Raw genomic sequence first — 19,068 nt, 5'->3', positions numbered from 1 at the left:
TAACAAAATGTGTTTATAATATAGATTGTTAAGTATATAAATATTATCAAAAAGTGTATTGAGAGGTAAAGTATGCCGATATCATCTGATTTGTATGTTGCACAGTTACTTATGAAATTGGCAAATCGAGAAACTGGCGAAATCAGCAAGGTTGATTATAGACCTCAAAAACCAGCTTTTCCTGCCCAAAATATAATAAGAGAACAGTCATTACCAAGGACAAGTCCCGAGCAGCAGGGAGTACAATCTGGTTGGCTTAGGAGTCTTTTTGATACATTAGGAAGTTCAAATGCTTCTCATATGCATAAAATTATGGTGCTTAGACATGGAGTGGTAGTAGGAGAGACAGCCTATGCACCGTATGAAATGGATCAGTGGCATGTCACACATTCAATGTGTAAATCAATAACAGGAATGGCAATCGGCATTTTAGTAAGTGAAGGGAAACTTAACTTGAATGACAAAGTCATAGATATTATGTCGGATAAAAAGACCTTAACATCTATGATTAGGTTGCGTGATTTAACAATTGAACATCTCCTTACAATGCAAAGCGGAGTTTCATTTAACGAAACCGGAGCAATATCTGGAAACGATTGGATAAAAGGATATATGGATTCAGGAACTGATTTTGCGCCAGGAACTCGTTTTGCGTATAATTCTATGAATTCATATATGCTTTCTGCAATTGTATCCAAGATTACAGGTATGAGCTTGTTTGATTTTGTAAATGCCAGAATTTTTGGACCTATGGGTATTACTAGAGTTTGTTGGGAATCCGATCCTAATCGAATTACCAAAGGCGGTTGGGGACTTTTTATGCGAATTGAAGACATGTGTAAACTTGGTCAGATGTATTTGCAAAAAGGTATGTGGAAAGGTAAACAAATAGTACCTGCAAACTGGGTAGAATCATCAATAGCAGGTCACGTTGCAACAGAAGTTGAAGGTGCTACAGAATACGGGTATCATATTTGGGTAGATGATGTTAGAGAAGGCACTTTTGAATTCAATGGAATGCTAGGCCAAAATGTATATGTTTTTCCGGATATTGATATGGTTATTGGAATAAATGCTGGAAGTACAGAAATATTTCAGACTGGAGAAATGACAGAGATAATCTATGACCATATCAGAAAAATTCAGGTTTTTGACGAGTTACCTGAAAATGAAATTGAGCTTACAAAATTAAAAATGACTTGTAAGAGACTTCAGGGAAGAAATCTAACTACTCCTGTCATAAAATATGGAGGATGGTCAAAAACAGTTGGAAGAAGATCTAAAAAAGCCGGCAAAGATTTCGACATAGATCATCAAATTCAGAAAATAATAGGTAAAACTTATGATGTTGGTAAAAGCGGAGTAGGTATTTTTCCACTTTTAATGCAGATTTTTCATAACAATTTTACTGATGGAATAACAAAGATTGGTTTTGTTTCACTAAGTCATCACATTTTTGGTGTACAGTTTTATGAAGGGAATCAGATTTATACAATTCCATGTGGTAGTAATTTCAAGCATAATAAAGCAGATATTAATATGCATGGAGAAATATATCACACTGTTAATAGGGCGAGATTGTCTGTTGATGAATGGGGCAGAATTGTTATAATGATGCGTCTGGTATTCTTGGAAGAAGCAACAGAAAGACATATATATTTGTATGTGGGTAGAAAAAATAAACTTGAAGATGAAGGAATGTCGTTACCACCCGAAAACTATGAAAATTTAACTGTTCAGTTTTCGGAAATGCCAGGAACTGATATTTTGATGTCATCACTTTCTAATGTGACACCAAGTACTGGAATCGAAGGCTTTTTTATGCAGACTATTGAAAAGACAGTAGCAAAAGTTGCTTTGAATCAGACAATGTCAGCAACTATAAGACCTAGAATATATGGTACTTTAATAAAAAATAATTAGAAATACTCTTTGCTTTATTTTTGGGGGTAAGGCAAAAATAAGTGGTAATTAAGTAAGGAATACATAAATTATGAATCTTTTATCAATGAAGGACGTTTCAAAAGCTTATACAGATAAGGTACTTTTGAAAAACGTAGCTTTTGGAATCGATAGCGGAGATAGAATAGGTGTCATCGGAATTAACGGAACCGGAAAATCAACGCTTTTAAAACTAATAGCAGGACTTACAAGTGCTGACGAAGGCGAAATTATTAAAGGAAATTCAGTGGTAGTTTCATATTTGCCTCAGAATCCGGAATTTGACATGGATTATACACTGTATGATTACGTTGTATCAGAAAATGTTAAGTTGAGAAGACCAAGTGATGCTTTTGAAGCAAAAGAACTGACCTATGAGCTAGAAGGAGAAGCTAAGAAGATTCTTACAAAGCTGGGATTTTCTGATATTTATGAAAAAGTATCGCATCTTTCGGGTGGACAGAGAAAAAAAGTTGCACTTTGTGCATGCCTTCTTAGAAACAGCGACATTTTACTTCTTGATGAGCCTACAAACCATTTGGATAATGCTATGAGTGAATGGCTTCAGATTTATCTTGAGAATTATCGTGGAGCACTTGTAATGGTTACTCACGATAGATATTTTCTTGACCTTGTATGCAATAAGATAGTTGAAGTCGATAAAGGTGATTTATACACTTATAACACTAATTATGAAGGGTATCTTGAATTAAAGAAACAGCGTATTGAAATGGCTCTTTCAACTCAAGATAAGCATGCAAATATTCTTAGAAAAGAAATTGCATGGATGCAGAGAGGTGCAAGAGCAAGATCCACTAAACAAAAAGCTCATATTCAGAGATATGAAGCATTGCGTGATGAGGAAAAGATAAAGCTTGATGGTCAGGTAGAAATAAAGGCTCTTTCTTCAAGATTAGGCAAAAAAACTATCGAACTTAAAAATATATCTAAATCCTATGGCGATAGAACTCTAATAGATGATTTTACATTTACTTTTACAAGAGATGACAGAGTAGGAATTCTTGGGCCTAACGGCTGTGGAAAGACTACACTTATGAAAATGATAGTAGGCAGTCTTTCTCCAGATTTAGGACATGTGGAAGTTGGCGAAACAGTTAAAATAGGATATTATGCTCAGGAATGGACGACCATGAAAGATGATCAGAGAGTAATTGACTATGTCAAAGATACTGCTGAGTATATTAAAACAGACGATGGATATATAACAGCTTCAGCAATGTGTGAAAAATTTCTTTTCGAAGGAAGCATGCAGTATCAGCCAATAGGTAAGCTTTCTGGAGGAGAAAAAAGAAGACTGTATTTGTGTAAAGTCTTAATGGAAGCTCCTAATGTTCTTATCCTTGATGAGCCTACTAATGATCTTGATATTTCAACACTTCAGATTCTAGAAGATTATTTAGATAGCTTTGATGGAATTGTAATTGCAGTTTCACATGACAGATATTTTTTAGACAGAACCAGTAGAAGAATGCTTACGTTCGATGGATATGGCAAGATTCATTTGTATAATGGTACATATACAGAGTTTTTTGAGGAACATAAAGAAGGTGTAGATGGAAGCCTATGCTGGAATTATTCTGATGAGAGTAGTTCTAAAAAAGAGAATGAGGCCGAAATAGAGAAAACCAAAAATAAGAAGCGTCTAGATGGTAAGAGATATGAAGGACAAGGAACTCATAAGCTTAGGTTTACATATAGCGAGCAGAAAGAATATGACACAATAGAAGATGATATTGCTGCTCTTGAGGAAAAAATTAAAGAATATGATGATCTTATTATGAAAAATGCGTCAGACTTTGTAAAGTTAAATGAACTAACAAAGAAGAAAGAAGAAACAGAAAAAAAGCTTGAAGAAAAAATGGATAGATACGTTTATCTTGAAGAAAAAGCTGAGGAAATAGCAAATCAATAAAGGAGAAATACTATGGTAGAGAATGTAATATTAGATAAAATAAGTAAATGTGTTAATTCAATCAGAAAAAGGACTTCTTTTGTACCAGATGTTGCACTTATTCTTGGCTCTGGACTTGGTGACTATGCAAGTAACATCAAAATCGAGTGCGAAATTCCATATTCTGAAATTGAAGGAATGCCAACTTCTACAGTGCAGGGACATGATGGAAGATTCATATTTGGAACAGTAGGCGATACAAAAGTTGTCTGCATGAAGGGAAGAGTACATTTTTATGAAGGATATTCTATTTCTGATGTTGTCATGCCGACAAGAATTATGGCAAAACTAGGTGCAAAGATTCTCTTTCTGACAAATGCAGCTGGCGGAGTGAATTATAATTTTAAAGCTGGTGATTTGATGCTTATTACAGATCACATTTCATGTTTTGCACCTAATCCGCTCATAGGACCAAATATTGATGAATTTGGTGTTAGGTTTCCGGATATGAGTCATGTATATGACGTACATCTTCAGGATATTCTTAGAAAAGTAGCAGTTGAAAACAAGATTCCGCTTAAAGAAGGAGTTTACTGTCAGCTTACTGGTCCAAGTTATGAGACTCCTGCAGAAATCAGAATGCTCAGAACTCTTGGAACAGACAGTGTCGGTATGAGTACAGTAGTAGAGGCAATTGCAGCAAATCATATGGGAATGAAGATTTGCGGAGTATCTTGCATTTGTAATCTTGCAGCCGGAATGAATGCGCAGCCTTTGTCTCATAAGGAAGTTCAGGAGGCAGCAGATATGGCAGCACCTCGTTTTACAAAACTTGTGACAGAATTTTTAAAAGCTATCGATAAGGAAGGATTGACATGCAAGTCTATTTAATGGTTATTGGAATTGTAGTTCTTTTTCTTTTTATAGCATTTTTGCTTGGGATAAGAAATGAAATAGTTGCAGAACGTGAATTTATTGCTGATAATCGAAAAAACATGGGCAAGGCACCAAATTTGAAACTTTCAAAGGCGCGCCTTGCCGCTATTCCAAGGTATTCAATTACTCACCGTGATGACAACACAATAGATGACATTACATGGAATGATCTTGGACTTGATGCAGTTTATGAAAGAATAAACTATTGCAAATCTGGAGCAGGACAGGAATATCTTTACCATAGATTAAGAACTCCAAAGCAAAGTGATGATTTTGTGAGCGAGGAAAAACATATAGAGCATTTTTCAAAAAATCAGAAGTTGAGTGAAAAGTGCATGCTTATCCTCGCTAAAATGGGGAATTCTGGAAAGTATTCACTTTATGAATACCTTGACAGGCTTGACGAATTAAAAAATACAAGTAATAAATCACATATTTTACTTGATGTATTGCTTTTGTTGTCAGTTATTGGTACATTTTTTTATTTTGGGGTTTTCTTTGTACTTTCAATTGCGCTTCTTTTTGTGAATATTGTTAGATATTTTGCTTATAAAGGAGAAATAGAGCCATATCTTGAAACATTCAGATATGTTATTAGAATTTCAGACTGTGCATCTATGATATCCAAAATTGACGATGAAGTTCTTAGACAGGAAACGCAGACCTTAAAGGAAGATGCTGAGAAAATGGCATCTTTTAAACGCGGAAGTTTTATTATAATGTCTCCTACAAGACTCTCGTCAAGTGGTGATCCTATTAATGTACTGCTGAATTATGTATGTATGATTACACATCTTGATTTAATCAAGTTCAATCAGATGTATGCTCAGCTCAAAAATAATAAAGACATAATTGACAGAATGATAACAACCATGGGGCATATTGATATGGAATTATCTATTATGATGTATAGAGCATCATTAAATGATAATTATTGTCTTCCTGTTTTTGACAATAGCTCAGAAAAATATAATGCTGAAAATCTGTATCATCCGAATATGAATAATCCTGTGCTTAATTCTATTCACACCGATAGAAGCGTTCTTCTTACAGGATCAAATGCATCAGGAAAGTCAACTTTCTTAAAAACAATTGCTATATCAGCTGTTATGGCTCAGTCTATTCACACCGTACTTGGGACAAGCTATAATGCACCAATGTATAGAGTTTATTCTTCCATGGCACTTAGAGATGATTTAGTTTCAGGAGATAGTTATTATATTGTTGAAATCAAGTCATTAAAGAGAATACTAGATAGTGCTCAAAGAGATGGAAACAAGATTCTATGCCTTATAGACGAAGTTCTTAGAGGTACTAATACAGTTGAAAGAATTGCAGCTTCAACACAGATATTAAGATTTTTAAAACATGATAAGATTCAATGTTTTGCAGCAACTCATGATATAGAACTTACAGAACTGCTCAAAGAAGATTATGAGAATTATCATTTCGAAGGAACAGTAACAGGTAACGATGTTAAATTTGATTATACTTTGAAAAAAGGACCTGCTACAAATCGAAATGCGATAAAACTTTTAAGTATGATAGGTTATGACAGCGGAATTGTAGATGCGGCACAGGCTATGGCTGACAATTTTGACAAAACAGGTTCATGGAAGTAAAGTCTACTGCTTAGTAAAACAGAAAATGGTAAAATAGTAGTTGACATTAAGTCCGAAATCGTACTAATATAATTGTACGGTTTCGGACTTTTATTAATGTGAGGTGTTTATGGAAGTAAAATTAAAAGAACTTAACATGATAATGGAAGGCACAGATGCGTTGTATCATGAAGCGGCTAGACGACTTGGCTTATCTGATGCCCAAATGTGCATTTTGTATATTTTATTTGAAAGAGGAGAAGGATATGCACAGAAAGATTTTTGTTCTCTAACTGGAATAGGGAAGACTACAATCAATACAGCTGTAAAGAATATGGAAAAAGATGGCTATCTTATATTTAAAGCTATAAATGGTAGAAGTACAGGAGTATATCTGACGGATAAAGGTAGAGAATTAATGAATAACACTGTTGCACGGCTTATTGAAATCGAAAATCAGATTTTTGATAGCTGGACAGAAGAAGAAAGACAATTGATTATAAAGTTAAATAGAGACTTTATGAATAAACTGGATTTTTTAGTGAAAAAACTATAGATTTCATTTTTTAGAGATGTTTTGTTTAGACGAGATTTTTGGTAAGGATGATATGAGTAGAAAAGATATAATTCAATTATCGGATCATTTCGATTATAAAAGACTTTTAAGGTATTGTTTACCAACAATATTTATGATGGTACTAACATCAGTTTATGGTGTAGTTGATGGCTTGTTTGTTTCAAATTTTGTGGGTAAAAATGCATTTGCAGCTATAAATATGGTAATGCCTTCTCTTATGATATTGGGAGGATTTGGAACAATGTTTGGAACAGGAGGAACAGCCCTTGTTGCCAAGACATTAGGAGAAGATAAAAAAGAACTTGCGAACAAATATTTCTCAATGATGGTTGAAGTTGCAATAATAATTGGTGGAGTTCTAACCATTGTTGGTTTTGGGTTGATGCCAGAGATTATAAAAATACTTGGAGCATCAAATGTGATTTTTGATGACGCAGTAATGTACGGAAGATGTGTAATAGTGTTTATGGTAGCTTTCGAACTTCAGTATATTTTCCAAAGCTTTCTTGTAGCAGCTGAAAAACCAAAACTAGGGCTTATAATTACAGTTGCAGCAGGTGCTATAAACATGGCATTAGATGCTCTGTTTATAGCAGTTTTTAAATGGGGAGTAGTTGGAGCGGCTCTTGCTACAGGAACGAGTCAATTTATTGGTGGAGTAATCCCGCTTATTTTTTTCATGAACCCAAATAAAAGTTTGCTAAGATTTACCTTAACACCAATTGATTGTAGTGCGGTGAGTAAAGCTGCGTTTAATGGCGTATCAGAACTTATGACAAGTGTGGCTTCTTCTGTTGTCAGTATGGTGTATAACAGGATTCTCATTTATTATGCAGGAGAGAATGGTGTTGCAGCATACGGAGTAATAATGTATGTTCAATTTATTTTTATTGGAATTTTATTTGGATACTCACTTGGAACATCACCAATAGTAAGTTTTCACTTTGGTGCAGGTAACAAAAAAGAACTCGCAAATGTATTCAAAAAAAGCTTTATAATAGAGTATATTGGCGGAGTTTTAATGTTTTTACTGGCACAACTTCTTGCAAGACCAATATCTATGATATTTGTTGGATATGATGCAGATCTTCTAAATATGACAATTGGAGCGTTCAGACTATTTTTGTTTGCTTTTCTTTTTGCAGGAGGCAATATATTTGCTTCTGCAGTGTTTACAGCGCTTAATAATGGACCTGTTTCTGCTGTAATATCTGGACTTAGAAGTCTTGTATTTGAACTATTGTCAGTAATATTTCTTCCCAAAATATTCGGAATAAATGGGATTTGGTGTGCAGTTGCAGTTGCTGAAATAGCAGCATTTTTGGTTTCATGGACATTTTTAATTGCCAAAAATAAAAAATACGGATATTTTGAAAAAAATATTTGAATATAGCCTGCTAAAGCGTTGAATTTTAAAAAATAATGTGATAGAATTTTCTTTGTTGACAGAGTTATTCTGATAATTCACATTATTTTTGCAGATGTAGTTCATCGGTAGAACACTAGCTTCCCAAGCTGGTGAGGCGGGTTCGATTCCCGTCATCTGCTTATATTAGGAAATGTAGCAATTATGCGGTTTTATGTTGTAAGTCGCATATTTGCTACATTTTTTGTTGTTATACATTATAAACGATTTTCGCTATATGAAAGCGTTATGCAAAATGAAATGCAAAACATTCATTCTTCTTTTTGCTTATTCTTCTCTACCAAATTATCAGCAAAATATTTATTTGCTTTATCAGTATATTAAGCAGATTTTGATTTCAATTGATTAACATATATTTTCTGTAAAACGTTTGATGCTAGAAGAACCCGACTTGTTCCCGAAAAATTTGAAAATAAACGAAAAGAAGGATGTTGTTTGGAACAAAAAGAAGCTTAACAATGCTCTTACAAGTGCTATTGTGCAAGGCAAGACTTTGAAAGAACTTGCAGATTCGTTTCAGCATGTAACCGATATGAACAGAAACAGTGCCATAAGAAACGCACGAACAGCAATGACAGGTGCACAGAATGGCGGCAGACAGAAAACTTTTAATGATGCGGCTAGCATGGGAATAGAACTGCAAAAGGAATGGATAACAGCAGGTGATGCAAGGGTAAGAGATTCACATGCGGCACTTGATGGAGTAACAGTTGGAAACGAAGAAACATTTCCTAATGGCTTGCGCTTCCCTGCTGATCCTAACGGCTCACCATCAGAAGTTTATAATTGCAGATGCACAATGCAGGCTTATATGCCGAAATATAACCAGAAGAGGACAGAAAACACAGTAGAATCATATAGAGAATGGCTTGAAGAAAAAGAAGCAAGTGTAGACAACATGGGAATGGCTAAAAACTTTTCTTCTGGTTCTTTAAAAGTTAAAGGTTATAAGCTAAAAGGCTTTGATAATGTTTATGTTCAGCATTATTCTAAAGATACAATAGAAACAGTTAATATGATTGAAAAATTCAAGAAAAATATTCCATTGTTAAAAGAAGTAGATAATGTTGTGATTTTAAGAAATTCTTCATTTGTAGCCGCATATGACCATGGGGATAATAGTTTATATGTTAATAGCAAACTTAGTGATGCAAAATACATCAAACAAGAAGTTAATAATGGTTATTATGCCGCAAAAAATGCAGAAGAAACGTTAAAACATGAAATGTATCATAAACAACATTGGGATAAAATTTTTTCACTTTCTGTATCATCTGGGAAAGACAGTGATATAATTAAGCAAGAGTTAGAAAACGATTTACGGAAATATGTAAAAGAACAACAAGTGTATGAAAGAAAGTATATTCAAAAAAATATTAGCAAAAATGCGCAAAAAGCATTTAATAGAAATGAAAATTTGAATGAACTTATTGCAGATGTTATGGTGCTAGATGATAAAAAAGCAATAGATGATATCAGATTGATTGAATTAGTAAAGGAAGTGATAACATGACAATAGCACTTACCAAAGAAGAAGTAAAAAAACTTGATGAAATTGAGGAAAAGTGGGTTTATTATGATGAAAAAGGGCGGCATCTGAAAACAAATATTCCAAGAGATTTAAAAGAACTTGATGAAAGAGTGACTAAGCTATATTCAATGTTTGATTAAGAAGGGGAAAATGAAAGATTTTAAAGATATGGCAAAGCTATTGTCTGCAATTAAAGCACTATAAGGAGCATAAACAATGGAGTTTGATTTCAAGGATAACAGTGAAGAAGTAAAAAGAGCCTTGGAAGAACAAGTAAAGAAAGCCTTAACAGAGTGCGTATTGTTTGCACAACGTGAAGCGGCTTTAAATCTTGGAAAAACACCAAGGCGAATTTATACAGGTCCACTTCGTAATAGTATCGCCACTAAGGTTGATATGAACGAAGGATGCGTGTATATTGTTTCTAACATGGAATATGCACCTTATGTTGAGTTTGGAACGGGTATATATGCTAATGGTGGCAGGAAAACACCATGGGTATTTAAAGACAGTAAAGGCGAATGGCATAAAACTTCTGGTATGCAACCTTCGCATTTTCTTAAAAAGGCAATCGAAGAAAACAAATCAACATACAACCAAATCATTAGGGATAATTTAAAAGGCTAAAATTTATGTTCTAACATATAGGTAAGAGTATCTAAGAAATTAGATGCTCTTATTTTTTATGCAAAAGTTTGTCTAAGTGAGCCTTAAAAGCATGTTTAAATGTTAAACAGAGATTCAAAGAACCGAATTTCGGAGAAACACAGAATCGAATGTGTAAAGAAAATCACACCGAAGAAAAGGAGATTCAAAGAAAATGGCATTAACAAGAAGCATGCTAAACGGAATGGGTCTGACAGCAGACCAGATTTCAGCAATCATTGAAGCACACACTGAAACAGTGGAAGGTTTAAAAGCATCTGTAAAAGAAGCAGAGAAAAAGGCAGAAGGCTATGATGCGTTAGTAGCCGAAAAAGGAAAGCTTGAAAAGAAGTATGAAGCGCTTAAAGAAGCTAGCGGTTCTGATGATTGGAAAGCTAAGTATGAGAAAGAAAAGGCTGATTTCAAAGCTTACAAGGATGAACAGGCAAACAAGAAAGCCATGGATGATAAGAAGGCTGTTTATACCGAACTTTTGAAAGATGCAGGTATCAGTGAAAAAAGGATTGATTCAATCCTTAGAGTAACAGATTTCACTAACATGGAGTTAGGTGAAGATGGCAAATTGAAAGATATTTTTGCGTGACATTGATAAAGGCGAAATAGAAGCATTAGTAGGTTATAAGGAGTATCTTAAAATGTATCACAGAACAAAAGATGAATTTATAGGCTTAACAACATCAAATGGTATCGAAATCAAAGATGTTTCAATACATCTTACAACAAGAATTTTCGGGCATATGTGGCATGAAAATAATCCCAAAGTGCTAAGAGGTGTTACAATAGAGAAGATAAAAGAAACATTAATAAATAAATATACAAAAATAGGCACAGAAAAAAAGAACAAATACGGACCAACACAGTCTTTTCGTTTTGGCAGTGTAGAAACAAGAATAAACGTTGATACAAGAAAGGTTGTACAGGCAAATCCAAATGATAAAAATTCAAGAAAAAGATAGAATTAACTTAAAGAAAATCATCTCTAATTTTGAACATTATCTTAAAGATGATGATTTTTGGGGATTGATTGATGAGTTAGACGATAGGTATGATGAAGAAGCTATGAGCAATAATGATGAACCAACAGATTTCGCTTATATCATTGAAAGAACAAGGGATAACATATACTATGATAATGTTGAAGATTATGTTGAATGACATTAGGAGCAACCATGGATTTCGATATAACAGCGAAGAAGTTAAAAGAGCCTTGTAAGAACAAGCAAAGAAAGCTTTAACAGAGTGCGGATTGTTTTCACAACGTGAAGCGGCTTTAAATTTTTGGAAAACACCTTGGGTATTTAAAGACAGTAAAGGCGAATGGCATAAAACTTCTGGTATGCAACCTTCGCATTTCCTTAAAAAAGCGATTGAAAAAACAAATCAACATACAACCAAATCATTAGGGATAATTTAAAAGGCTAAAATTTATGTTCTAACATATAGGTAAGAGTATCTGAGAAATTAGATGCTCTTATTTTTATGACTTCTTGCTGAGATTTAGGATAATCACCAGCAAGAATACTGCTTTGTAGGACAAAATTTCTCTTGGCGACAAATTTTGGTCTGGTACGGTTATTGATTTTCCTGATGAAAACAATAACCTATGCAAATTTGTCAAAAAGTTTCAATTGGCCAAAAGAAGGAAAACACATTATCAATATAATCGTTAACGGCATTAAAATGAGGAAAAGCATCATCAAAAAATGCTATAATGTAGAAGAATTGCGTCAATATATTTGGATATAAAACAAACAACATGGGAGAACTAAAGAAATGAAGAAAAAAAGTATTAATCTATTAGGATTATTTACTGGCTGCATGCTTATTGCCGGTTGCAGCCAAACAGGGATAGATAAAGGAAATGTTGGAGAATCTGGATTTGGAAGTATTGCAACAATTGCAGATACTGGAGCTGAGAATTCTTCAAGTTCAAAAACAGTAATATCAGGAGATAATTCTAACACTCAGAATAGCATTCAGACATCAGAAAGTGGGAATTTGCAATCATCAGATGGGAGCGTCGATTCGTCTGATGATGAAGATACAGAAAACCGTCAAAGTACAACGGCTGGAAGTGAATTTAAAATTGATTTTGAACATGATTATTCTGAGGAAATAAAAGCTGATGTAGAGGCAGTTGTATCCTCTGCATCTAATCTTACAGAAGAATTTACTCTTGTTGATAAGCTTGTTAGTGATAAATATGGACGTATGATTAACTCTGCAGTGACCCAGTTTGAATATAATGTCGCAGCTGGTTGGGAGCATCATGTATGGGATTGCGAACTAAATAATCTTTGGGGGAGATTTACTAAGCTGGCAGATCAGCAGACAAAGGAAAGAGTGCTTGCAGATGAGAAAAGCTGGATAGCCATGCAGGATGAAATTTTTTTGGAATATTTAGGAACACGAGAAGAAAATGGAAGCATTTATCCTCAGGAAAGGCAAGAACTTCTTGAAAATATTGCTAAAACAAGATGCTATATTATTGCAAATGAAATCGCTAAGATAAAGGGTGAGTCATTTACTATGAAGCCTGTAATGTCAGATAATGCAGGAATATTTATTGACAATCAGGGAACCGGAAGTGTATATAGTTCTCTTTTATTAAGACTTGATTGGGAATTTAAGAATGAAGCAGTAATTTCTATTTACAGAACAGGGACTATAAGTGGTTCATATAAAGATAATGGTAATGGTGAAATCCAATTCACAGCTAAGGATTCAAGTATAGAAGGTATTATTAGGATAAACGGCTTTGATGGCGCTTCATTTGAAGTTACAGCAAGTAATGGTAATTCAAGTTTTAATGTTGGAGATAAGTTTCAGTTTCCATTTGTATATTTGAGATAAACTGAATTTTTGCCTAACTTGTTAATGATGGAATTTCGTTGTACAATATTATTTATTGAGAATTCTTTTTAATATTTCAGAAAGTACTACTTTTTAATCGGGCATTATATAAGTGATAAAATTCAAATTTTATTTACTATTAAACTACACTAATTTTAGGGGTTAAAATATGGCAGATATAAAAGAAATACTTGAAGAAGCTAAGGTAAAGAATGCATCAGATGTTCATATCACAGTCGGAATACCGCCTAAAATGCGTATAAACGGTCAGTTGATTTCAATGGAAAAATATGGAAAAATGCTTCCGCCAGATACGCTTGAACTTGCTGAAAAGATTATGAACGAACAGCAAAAAGAGTTTTTAGATAAAAATGGTCAACTTGATCTTGCATTTTCAATAGCTGGAATTGGAAGATTTAGGTTGAATGTTTTCAAGCAAAGAGGATCTATAGCGCTTGCTTTTCGTTTGGTAGCAACAACTGTTCCAGATGCAATTGAGCTTGGAATTCCTCAGTCTGTTATTGATTTATATCAAAGAAAAAGAGGTCTTGTTTTAGTAACAGGTCCAACAGGTTCTGGTAAATCTACAACACTTGCAGCAATTATTGATAAGATTAATAAGAATCGAGAATCACATGTTATAACATTGGAAGATCCAATCGAATACTTGTATCACCATGATAAATCAATAGTTAACCAAAGAGAAATCGGTATTGATTCAAGTTCGTATTCAGATGCGTTAAGATCTGCATTAAGAGAAGATCCAGATGTAATCTTGGTTGGAGAAATGCGTGACCTGGAAACAATTTCTACAGCTATAACAGCTGCTGAGACAGGTCATCTGGTTTTATCAACACTTCATACAATAGGAGCTGCCAGTACAGTTGATAGAATAATTGATGTTTTTCCACCGCATCAGCAGCAACAGATTAAGGTCCAACTAGCGAATGTATTAGAATCAGTAATATCGCAGCAGCTTATACCAACTCTTGATGGCAGGTCGAGAGTTGCTGCTTTTGAAGTCTTGCATGTAAACAGCGCAGTCAGAAATATGATACGTGAGGGGAAGACTCATCAGCTTATTACAATAATGCAGACTAATCGCAAACAGGGCATGATAACAATGGACGAAGCAATAATAAATCTGTATCAGGCTGGTAGGATAAGTAAAGAAATTGCATCGACGTTTGCGCAGGATCCAGACACAATGCGTGTCAAATTAGGGGTATTTTAATTATTATCTTCTGAAAAAATTAGTGAGTAGATAGTAATGTATAATGGGAGATGGGCTATATGGAAAGTAGGGTAGAGAGTTTTAGGTTTGATCATACGAATCCTAAAATTATTATGAGTAGTAATATTGCGGCATTTGAAAAAATAATCGGGATAAGTATGGAACTACTTGGACTGGCAATAACTATCATAGAATGTTTGTTTTCTCACAAAAATAAAAGTCTTACAAATATGTTTTCAATGACTCTTTTTATTGTATTTCTGTTCATCATGGGTGGATGGATGATTTATATGTCATATAAAAGAATACAGAACATAATTAAGTTTCGAGATTATGTTGCTATTCTTCAAAATGATGAAAGTGGCTCTATCAAAAGACTTAGTAGTCTTAAAAATGAATCATATTCTGATACATTGAGTAATCTACGATATTTTGTGGATATAGGTTTTTTCCATAATGTTGTAATAGACGAAAGCAGTGCAACTATTCAGTTTCCAGAGCGTATTCGCAAGTATTCCTCTAATGGGTATGTTACAGTTACATGTAATGGTTGCAAAGCAACAAAACTTCTTCCTAAAGGAACTGTTGTTAGATGTGAATTTTGCGGAAATATACTTTGTACAAAGGAAGAGAATTAAGAAGTCATGACTTCTTGTCACTTATAATCAGAAACTCGCATTTACTGCGAGTTTCGTGAGAACAAAAGTCAAGTGGCAAACTGGTCCAAGGCGAAGCCTTTTCAAATGGCCAGTTTGCGTAGTTTTTGGAAAACAGTGACAAAAATCTATAGGTTTTTGTTATTTTAACTAATTAGATGAGTTCTGATGGCTTGTAATATTTCATGAGCAGAACTGTTTATAAACGTTGGTTCTTATGCGCTGTTTTTTTAGCGCATTACGAACCATTACGTTTATAATCAAGCGAAAGCGTGTCTGCGACGAAATATACAAACATCAGAACAGATTATATAAAACAAAAAAGTATGACTTCTTGCTGAGATTTAGGATAATCATCAGCAAGAATCCTGCTTTGCAGGACAAAATTTGTCTTAACGACAAATTTTGGTCTGGTACGGTTATTGATTTTCCTGATGAAAACAATAACCTATAATTTTCTGTTAATTTTTAATCCAGCGTGATGAAATAGTTTGATCCGCTGGATTTTATAATCCCTTTTAATTCCATCATAGTGAGGTTCTGCATGACTATTTCAGGAGATATTGCATCACCTTTTCTATTCAAATCTGCAATTATATCTGCGCTGTTTTTTGGATTTATATCCAGAACAGAGAAGATTTTTTTCTCGTGTTCATTTAGAGGAATCTTCGGAAGTGATATTTCTTTACTACTGTTTTGTAAAGAGTTACATGATGCTTTAGCTGTGTTTGTGCAATATGAAAATTCATTGATAATATCTTCAGGCGAAAGAGCAATTCCAGATCCCTGTTTAATAAGATAGTTGCATCCATCACTTAATCTATCAGTTATTCGACCAGGAACAGCGAATACTTCTCTTCCTTGCTCAAGAGCCATATCAACAGTAATTAAAGTGCCGGATTTTTTCCTTGCTTCAATGACTAGTACAATGTCTGACAAAGCACTGATAATTCTGTTCCTTGGAGGAAAAAGTCTAGAAGAAGGCGGGGTTCCAGGAGGATATTCTGAAATAAGTCCACCAACATTACTATCTTTTTCTGCGAGTTTATTATAAATTTCTATGTTTTCAGAGGGATAACATATATCAACACCGCTCCCAAGAACAGCAAATGTTTTCCCACCTGCATTTAATGCTGCTTTTTGACTAATGCCATCAATTCCAAGAGCCATACCGCTTATAATCTGGATGCCTGCTCTTGCAAGTTTCAACCCAAATTCTCTTGCTTCAAATCTTCCATACTCTGAGCACATTCTGGCACCAATTATTGCAACACTTGGTGCATTGGGATCAGGAAGACTTCCTTTTACGAATATTGCACAAGGCATGTCAGGAATATTTTTTAATTTATTTGGGAATTCTTTGTCAAGATATGTAATCATTTTAATTCCCTGCTGTTCCATATGCTCATAGCTTTTTAAAGGATCGAAGTTTTTTCGGAAAGAAAGAAATTTTTCAGCCTGTTTTGGTTTGAAAAGCTTTTTTACAGATTCTTCATCCATATTCCAGACTGTTGAAGGATTAGCATAACGTTCCATAAGATGAAACATTGCTTTTTTTCCTATACCCGGAGTAGAGAACAAAGCATAAAAATCTATTTTTTCTTTTATTTCATTAATCATTTTCTTAAACTTTCTTTATTTACATTGAAAATAGCATCATTCATGCGATAGCAAGCCGCTTCAGTTATATGGTGAGATAGAATCTTTTCTGAATTATCAAGATCAGCGATTGTTCGTGATAGTTTGATAAGTCTATGATAAGATCTTGCTGAGAGGTCAAAAGTTTTGTAGATTTGTTCTAAAAGATTTTGCTCATTTGAACCAAGTATGCAAAATTTTCTAATATCAGAGGGACTCATTTCGCTATTGAATTTTATAGAGGAGTCCTTAAATCTTTCTTCTTGTATTTTTCTTGCTTTAAGAACCCTGTCTCTTATTTGAGAGCTGGATTCATTGACAGTTCCGCTTCCTGCAAGGTCGCTATAATCTATGCGGGGAGCTTCAACGCAGATGTCTATTCTATCTAGAATTGGACCGGAAATGTGACTCATGTAATTTCTTATTTCTTTTTCAGAGCATCTGCATTTGCCTCTATCAGGATAATATCCGCATGGACATGGATTCATTGCGCCAAGAAGCATCAGATTGGCTGGATAAGTAAAAGTTCCGCCTAGTCTGGCAATATTAACTTCATGATCTTCTAGAGGTTGTCTCAATAAATCGAGAGTAGTTCTGTTGAATTCAGCAAGTTCATCAAGAAATAAAACACCTCTGTGAGCTAAAGATATGACACCAGGCTGTGGAATTTTGCCGCCACCAGTCAGTGCAGAAGGAGTAATTGAATGGTGAGGTGCTTTGAAAGGACGTTTCGTAATAAGGGGCTGCTTAGGTTTCATTAATCCTGCAACAGAATAGATAGTTGAAACTTCAAGACTTTCCTCTTTTGTCAAAGGAGGCATGATAGTTGGAAAACGTTTTGCAATCATGCTTTTGCCTGTACCTGGAGGTCCTACCATAAGTACGTGATGAAAACCAGCTGCAGCTATCTCCATGGCTCTTTTTAACGCAGACTGACCATTAATATCTTTAAAATCCAGATTGTCTTCCTCAGTGTTTTGTTCAAAAAGATTTGAAATATCAATGAGAGTAGGAGAGATAATACTATTTTTTTCAGAATCATCAGCTTTAAGGTAATTGATACATTCGATAAGATTTTTTACACCAATAATATCAATTTGAGAGCTTAGAACAGCACCTTCATAGACATTTTCGATAGGTAGGATACAACGTTTTATTCCATGATCAACTGCCATCTGAACGATTGGAAGAACGCCTCTTACGCCCTTAACATCCCCGTTAAGTGCCAATTGACCGATAATAAGTGTATTTTCAATGCATCTTTGAGGAATTTTGCCACTTGAAACCAGTATTCCGATTGCAACAGGCAAATCAATAGTAACACCTTCTTTATGAATGTCAGCTGGAGACAGATTTATGGTGATATGCGAAGGTGGGAGACAGATTTCACAGTTTTTCAAAGCAACTTTTACTCTTTCAGAAGCTTCTCTTACTTCAGCTCCCGGTAGACCAACCATAGTAAAAGATGGCAGACCATTTGAAACATCGACTTCGACTTGCATTAGATAACTGTGGATGCCGTGAATAGCACCAGAAGTTACAGTACTGAACATATAGATGGATTCCCTTCCGTTTAGATATTTAAATCTATGTTTTGTAAAGTCAGAAAAAACATAGAGCATCGATTACTATATCAGAAAAGTTAATTTTGTGCAACAATCTTCTGTGCGCAACTTTGCGCAATAAATTGTTGATATTACTTAAAGATAAATCATTTAAGCACAAAAAAGTTTGGTTACATTACAGAATTGATTTAGGGAAATAAGAATCTTATATTATAACTAGAACAACCGATTGCACAAGTAGCATTCATGAAAATGTTACTACAGCTTACTATAGCCAAAATAGACTATAAAACGATGGCGTAATAAGAATTATATGACTTCTTGCTGAGATTTATGATTATTATCAGCAAGAATCCTGCTTCGCAGGACAAAATTTGTCTTAACGACGAATTTTGGTCTGGTACGGTTCTTGATTTCCCTGATGAAAACAAGAACCTATAGTTTTTTGTCACTACGTTCCAAAAACTACGCAAACTGGCCATTTAAAAAGGCTTCGCCTTGGACCAGTTTGCCGCTTGACTTTTGTTCTCAC

The 19,068-nt window shown here is 34.4% G+C and carries 17 protein-coding genes and 1 tRNA gene; 16 read left to right on the top strand and 2 right to left on the bottom strand.

What is annotated here, in order from left to right; genetic code table 11:
- The first annotated feature begins 72 nt into the window (after positions 1-72).
- The 16 genes from G634_RS17485 (at position 73) to G634_RS0100930 (ending at position 15,315) form a co-directional block, all read left to right on the top strand.
- Complete coding sequence (locus G634_RS17485) at positions 73-1,923, top strand: serine hydrolase domain-containing protein (protein WP_051233603.1); 1,851 nt, start codon at positions 73-75, stop codon at positions 1,921-1,923.
- 70 nt (positions 1,924-1,993) lie between these two features.
- Positions 1,994-3,874 (top strand): ABC-F family ATP-binding cassette domain-containing protein, encoded by a 1,881-nt coding sequence (locus tag G634_RS0101010; protein ID WP_026503726.1) that lies wholly within the window; start codon positions 1,994-1,996, stop codon positions 3,872-3,874.
- A 12-nt stretch (positions 3,875-3,886) separates the two neighbouring features.
- On the top strand, positions 3,887-4,744 hold the full coding sequence (locus G634_RS0101005) for a purine-nucleoside phosphorylase (protein WP_026503725.1): 858 nt from the start codon (positions 3,887-3,889) through the stop codon (positions 4,742-4,744).
- The gene (locus tag G634_RS0101000; RefSeq protein ID WP_026503724.1) at positions 4,729-6,411 is read left to right on the top strand and encodes a MutS-related protein; all 1,683 of its coding nucleotides are present in this window, start codon (positions 4,729-4,731) and stop codon (positions 6,409-6,411) included. The genes G634_RS0101005 and G634_RS0101000 overlap by 16 nt, the downstream gene beginning before the upstream one ends.
- A 109-nt stretch (positions 6,412-6,520) precedes the next feature.
- On the top strand, positions 6,521-6,946 hold the full coding sequence (locus G634_RS0100995) for a MarR family winged helix-turn-helix transcriptional regulator (protein ID WP_035798460.1): 426 nt from the start codon (positions 6,521-6,523) through the stop codon (positions 6,944-6,946).
- Between the two features lie 52 nt (positions 6,947-6,998).
- Entirely contained in the window at positions 6,999-8,354 is a 1,356-nt protein-coding gene (locus tag G634_RS0100990; protein ID WP_035798458.1) for an MATE family efflux transporter, read from the top strand.
- Positions 8,355-8,444: 90 nt separating this feature from the next.
- A tRNA-Gly gene (locus G634_RS0100985) sits at positions 8,445-8,515 on the top strand.
- A 269-nt stretch (positions 8,516-8,784) separates the two neighbouring features.
- A complete protein-coding gene (locus G634_RS0100980; RefSeq protein WP_026503721.1) occupies positions 8,785-9,906 on the top strand; it encodes a phage head morphogenesis protein in 1,122 nt (373 codons plus the stop codon).
- On the top strand, positions 9,903-10,064 hold the full coding sequence (locus tag G634_RS21055) for a hypothetical protein (protein WP_155830478.1): 162 nt from the start codon (positions 9,903-9,905) through the stop codon (positions 10,062-10,064). Before G634_RS0100980 ends, G634_RS21055 begins: the two co-directional genes overlap by 4 nt.
- Before the next feature lie 76 nt (positions 10,065-10,140).
- Positions 10,141-10,551 carry an HK97-gp10 family putative phage morphogenesis protein gene (locus G634_RS0100970; protein ID WP_026503720.1) on the top strand — a complete coding sequence of 137 codons (411 nt, stop codon included), beginning with the start codon at positions 10,141-10,143 and terminating at the stop codon, positions 10,549-10,551.
- A 193-nt stretch (positions 10,552-10,744) separates the two neighbouring features.
- A complete protein-coding gene (locus G634_RS0100965; protein WP_026503719.1) occupies positions 10,745-11,173 on the top strand; it encodes a phage scaffolding protein in 429 nt (142 codons plus the stop codon).
- Positions 11,166-11,546, top strand: coding sequence for a hypothetical protein (locus G634_RS0100960; protein ID WP_026503718.1), 381 nt, complete (start codon positions 11,166-11,168; stop codon positions 11,544-11,546). Before G634_RS0100965 ends, G634_RS0100960 begins: the two co-directional genes overlap by 8 nt.
- On the top strand, positions 11,521-11,745 hold the full coding sequence (locus G634_RS0100955; protein ID WP_026503717.1) for a hypothetical protein: 225 nt from the start codon (positions 11,521-11,523) through the stop codon (positions 11,743-11,745). Before G634_RS0100960 ends, G634_RS0100955 begins: the two co-directional genes overlap by 26 nt.
- A 618-nt stretch (positions 11,746-12,363) precedes the next feature.
- Complete coding sequence (locus tag G634_RS17480; protein WP_026503716.1) at positions 12,364-13,443, top strand: lysozyme inhibitor LprI family protein; 1,080 nt, start codon at positions 12,364-12,366, stop codon at positions 13,441-13,443.
- Positions 13,444-13,612: 169 nt separating this feature from the next.
- Entirely contained in the window at positions 13,613-14,677 is a 1,065-nt protein-coding gene (locus G634_RS0100935; RefSeq protein WP_026503715.1) for a type IV pilus twitching motility protein PilT, read from the top strand.
- 59 nt (positions 14,678-14,736) lie between these two features.
- Positions 14,737-15,315 (top strand): hypothetical protein, encoded by a 579-nt coding sequence (locus G634_RS0100930; RefSeq protein WP_026503714.1) that lies wholly within the window; start codon positions 14,737-14,739, stop codon positions 15,313-15,315.
- A gap of 486 nt (positions 15,316-15,801) precedes the next feature.
- On the opposite strand, the gene dprA is transcribed toward G634_RS0100930, so the two are convergent.
- Both dprA and G634_RS0100920 read right to left on the bottom strand, forming a co-directional pair.
- Positions 15,802-16,953: a DNA-processing protein DprA gene (dprA, locus tag G634_RS0100925; RefSeq protein WP_035798454.1), complete on the bottom strand. Its 1,152-nt coding sequence runs from the start codon at positions 16,951-16,953 to the stop codon at positions 15,802-15,804.
- Positions 16,950-18,524: a YifB family Mg chelatase-like AAA ATPase gene (locus G634_RS0100920; protein WP_035798450.1), complete on the bottom strand. Its 1,575-nt coding sequence runs from the start codon at positions 18,522-18,524 to the stop codon at positions 16,950-16,952. Before G634_RS0100920 ends, dprA begins: the two co-directional genes overlap by 4 nt.
- Positions 18,525-19,068: the final 544 nt, after the last annotated feature.

Origin of the sequence: Butyrivibrio sp. NC3005, assembly GCF_000424545.1 — a bacterium.
GTDB lineage: Bacteria > Bacillota > Clostridia > Lachnospirales > Lachnospiraceae > Butyrivibrio.
This window is presented reverse-complemented; position numbering and strand designations above follow the sequence as displayed.